General features: G+C 67.4%; 5 protein-coding genes. 3 read left to right on the forward strand and 2 right to left on the reverse strand.

The genetic code is table 11. The features are described from left to right. On the reverse strand, nt 1-1098 hold a 1098-nt coding region (waaA, locus tag Q8Q83_RS19235; protein ID WP_305625735.1), incomplete at its 3' end, for a lipid IV(A) 3-deoxy-D-manno-octulosonic acid transferase. 33 nt (nt 1099-1131) lie between these two features. After that, nucleotides 1132-2016, reverse strand: coding sequence for a LysR family transcriptional regulator (locus tag Q8Q83_RS19240; RefSeq protein WP_305625736.1), 885 nt, complete (start codon nt 2014-2016; stop codon nt 1132-1134). Nucleotides 2017-2072: 56 nt separating this feature from the next. On the opposite strand from Q8Q83_RS19240, the gene Q8Q83_RS19245 reads away from it, so the two are divergent. From Q8Q83_RS19245 to Q8Q83_RS19255, 3 genes are all read left to right on the forward strand, one after another. Next, on the forward strand, nt 2073-2435 hold the full coding sequence (locus tag Q8Q83_RS19245; RefSeq protein WP_371132441.1) for a multidrug efflux SMR transporter: 363 nt from the start codon (nt 2073-2075) through the stop codon (nt 2433-2435). A 66-nt stretch (nt 2436-2501) separates the two neighbouring features. Continuing rightward, entirely contained in the window at nt 2502-3674 is a 1173-nt protein-coding gene (locus tag Q8Q83_RS19250) for an FAD-dependent oxidoreductase (protein WP_305625738.1), read from the forward strand. Then, nucleotides 3674-4199 (forward strand): aldo/keto reductase (locus Q8Q83_RS19255; protein ID WP_305625739.1); only part of this gene is annotated, 526 nt, incomplete at its 3' end. The genes Q8Q83_RS19250 and Q8Q83_RS19255, both read left to right, overlap by 1 nt.

Consider the following 4199-nt stretch of genomic DNA (forward strand, 5'->3'; position numbering starts at 1 on the left):
CGCGGCGATCTCGAGAAAGTTGAACAGGTGCGGGCCGCTCAGCACCGGTTTGCCCAGCGCCGCCGGCTCCAGCAGGTTGTGCCCACCATTGGCCACCAGGCTGCCGCCGACAAAAGCCGTATCGGCCAAGGCGTAGAGAAACAGCAGCTCGCCCATGGTGTCGCCCAGCAGCAGCTGATCGCCCGCCTCCACCGGCTCACCGCTGGAGCGCCGACGCGTGCTAAAGCCCTGGCGCTGGCACAGCTCGAACACCGCATTGAAGCGCTCGGGATGACGCGGCACCAGAATCAGCAGCGCCGCGGGCCACCGCTTGAGCAGCTCGCGGTGCGCCGCCAGGACTATTTCATCTTCGCCGGCGTGGGTGCTGGCGGCTATCCAGATCGGCCGCGCCTGCGCCTGCCACTGCTTGCGCAAGGCTTCGGCGCGGCCAAGCAGTTCGGGATCTATATGCAGGTCGAACTTGATCGAGCCGGTCACCTCGACGCACTCGGCACGCCCACCCAGGCTACGAAAACGCTCGGCCTCCGTGCTGGTCTGCACCGCGATCAGGTCCAACTCGGCGAGCATGGGCGCGGTCAGTTTGGCGAAGCGTGCATAGCCTCGGGCCGAACGCTCGGACAGCCGCGCATTGGCCAGCGCCACGGGAATCCCGCGCTTGCCGCACTGGTGGATATGGTTGGGCCACAGCTCGGTTTCCATGATTACCGCCAGCCGTGGCTGCACCCGCTCGAGAAAGCGCGCCGCCGCCCAGGGCAGGTCATAGGGCAGGTAGCAATGCTGCACCCGCCCGGCATATTCGGCGCCACCGAATAGGGCTTGGATGCGTTCGGAGCCGGTCGGAGTCATGCACGTTATGGTGATCGGCAGCTGCGGGTAACGCGCCAGAAGCTCGCGTACCAAGGGCGCGGCGGCGATGCTCTCGCCCACCGACACCGCATGCAGCCAGATACCGCCGGGCTTGAGCGGCGGCAGGCCGAGCGCGAAACGCTCGCCGATACGCTTGGCATAAGCCGGCGCCTGCCAGGCGCGCCAGGCCAGACGCCCGGCGACCAGCGGCAGGCCGAGATAAAACAGCAGGGTATAGAGGCTTCTATTCATGGGCGCGCAGCTTAACAGAGAGGCCGCCAGCGATCAGCCGATGGCCTGCAGGTGCTTGGCAAAGCACTCCGCCAGCCACAACGCGGCCGGGCCCAATGCCTCGTCGCGGCGGCAGACCAGTTCGACCACCAGTGGCGGCGGCGTCCAGTCGCTGCTCAGCTCCACCAGCTGGCTCTGATAGGTCGGGTACTGCACCACATGGCGCGGCAGCCAGGCCCAACCAAGGTTGCGCATCAGCAGTTCGGCCATGGCGTAGAAGCTGTCGGTGCGCCATACCGAGGGGCTGAGCTGCTCGCCGCCGGGATAATGGCTGTCCTGCGGCGCCATCAGCAGCTGGCGATGGCGCGCCAGTTCGCGCCGATCGACATGCCCGGCGCCGGCCAGGGCGTGGCTGGCGCCACACACAGTGACCATCTCGATGGTGCCCAGGCGCTGGCGCTCCAGGGCATCGGGCATCTGCTCATGGTGGAACAGCAGGCCGAGGTCGGCGCGGCGCTCCAGCAGCTTGCGCGCCACATCGCCCTGGGCGCCGCTGGCCAGTTGCACCTCCAGCAGCGGAAAGGCCTGGGCCAGCGCCACCAGGCTGTCCAGCACCGGCTGATAGGGCATGGCCTCGTCCTGGGCCAGGCGCAGGCGCACCTCCTCGCCGCGCACCAGGCCCAGCGCCCGCCCTTCCAGGCGCTGGCACTGACGCAGCACCTCGCGCGCCTCTTCCAACAGGGACAGCCCGGCGGCAGTCAGGCGCGGCTGGCGGCCGCTGCTGCGCTCGAACAGCAGCACGCCGAGGTCGGTCTCCAGCATGGCGATAGAGTTGCTCACGGCGGACTGCGCCCGGCCGATCTGCCGCGCCACGGCGGAGAACGACTGGCCCTCGGCCACGCCGACGAACAGCCGGATCTGCTCCAGGCTCCACTGCATAACCCATCTCCATCACAGATAGGTAATCACTTTATCCCATCGCCCAGACAACTAGAATGGCCGCCAGACCACACAGGAGGTTCACCATGAGCGGCTATCTCTATCTCGCTGTTGCCATCACCGCCGAAGTCATAGCCACCGCCTCGATGAAGGCCCTGGATGGTTTCAACAAACCCCTGCCCCTGATCCTGGTGGTGGTCGGGTACGGCCTCTCCTTCTGGATGCTCAGCCTGGTGGTGAAAAGCATTCCGGTCGGCGTCGCTTACGCGGTCTGGGCCGGGCTCGGCATAGTGCTGGTGAGCATCGCCGCGGTGTTTCTCTACCAGCAGCGCCTGGACCTGCCGGCCATGCTCGGCATGGGCCTGATAGTCGCCGGCGTGGTGGTGATCCAGCTTTTCTCGCACAGCGTCGGGCACTGAGCCGAGACAGGCGCGCGGGCCCGAGCGGGTTATACTGCGCGCCTGTTTTCCCGGCGAGACCCCTGCATGTCCCAGGCTCTAAGCACTGATGTATTGATCATTGGCGGCGGTATCGCCGGTCTCTGGCTGAATGCGCGCCTGCGCCGCCAGGGTTTCGCCACCCTGCTGGTGGAAAACGCCCGCCTCGGCGGCGGGCAGAGCGTCAAGTCCCAGGGGATTATCCACGGCGGCGCCAAGTACGCCCTGCACGGCGCCCTGAGCGGCGCCTCGGAAGCCATAGCCGATATGCCCAGGCGCTGGCGCGAAGCCCTGAGCGGCAGCGGCGAACTGGACCTGTCCGGCGTACGCCTGCTGTCCGACGCCCATTACCTCTGGTCCCCCGGCAGCCTGGCCGGCAATATCACCAGCTTCTTCGCCAGCAAGGCGGTGCGCGGTCGGGTCGACCAGGTCAAGGGTGAGCAGCTGCCGCCGGCCCTGCAACACCCCAAGTTCAAGGGCAAGGTCTACCGCCTGGCCGAACTGGTACTGGACGTGCCCAGCCTGATCGGCCGCCTGGCCGAGTTGGCCGGCGATGGCTTGCTGGCTGGCCAACAGATCGAGCCGCTGCGGGAACAGGGCGAACTGGTCGGCCTGCGGGTCGATGGCCGCGAGATCCGCGCGCAACGCATCATCCTTAGCGCCGGTCGCGGCAACGCCGAACTACTGACGGCCCTGGGCTTGAGCCAGCCCGCGCAACAGCTGCGTCCGCTGCATATGGTGCTGGTCAAGGGGCCGAGCCTGAAGCCGCTGTATGCCCACTGCCTGGGCGGCGGGCCCAAGCCGCGGGTCACGGTCACCACTCACCCGGCGGCCGATGGCGAATGGGTCTGGTACCTGGGCGGCGACCTGGCCGAAGCCGAGGGCGTGGCCCGCGACGCCGCGGCGCAGATCAAGGCCGCGCAGCAGGAACTGGCCGAGCTGCTGCCCTGGGTCGATCTGTCCAGCGCGCGCTGGGCCACCCTGCGGGTCGAGCGCGCCGAGCCGGCGCAATCCGGCCTGGTGCGCCCGGACAACGCTTTTCTCAACGAGCAGGGCAGGCTGTTAGTCGGTTGGCCGACTAAACTGGCGTTAGCCCCGGATTTTGCCGACCGCGTGCTGGCCGCCCTGGACCGCGACGGCATTCAGCCGGCGAGTCATGGACCGCTGCCCGCGCTGCCGCGTCCGGCCGTAGCGCCTGCCGTTTGGGAGGAACTGTTCTGATGCATGCCCTACACAGCCTGCACAACCTGCACCGCCCCCTGGGCGCCACCGACCTGCTGGTCTCACCGCTGGGCCTGGGCACGGTCAAGCTCGGCCGCGACCAGGGGGTGAAATACCCCAACGGTTTCAGCATTCCCGACGATGCCACCGCCCGCAAGCTGCTGGCCATGGCCCATGACCTGGGCATCAACCTGATCGACACCGCCCCGGCTTATGGCCGCAGTGAAGAGCGCCTCGGCCCGCTGTTGCGTGGTCAGCGTGAGGACTGGGTGATCGTCAGCAAGGTCGGCGAAGAATTTGCCGACGGCCAGTCGAGTCACGACTTCAGCGCCGCCCATACTCGACGTTCAGTGGAGCGCAGCCTGCAACGCCTGGAAACAGATGTTATCGATCTGGTGCTGGTGCACTCCGACGGCAACGACCTGGCAATTCTCAATGACAGCGAGGTCTACGCGACCCTCGCCGCGCTCAAGGCCGAAGGCAAGATTCGCGGCTTCGGTTTTTCCGGCAAAACCGTCGACGGGG

This window comes from Pseudomonas sp. (assembly GCF_030696055.1).
Classification (GTDB): domain Bacteria; phylum Pseudomonadota; class Gammaproteobacteria; order Pseudomonadales; family Pseudomonadaceae; genus Aquipseudomonas.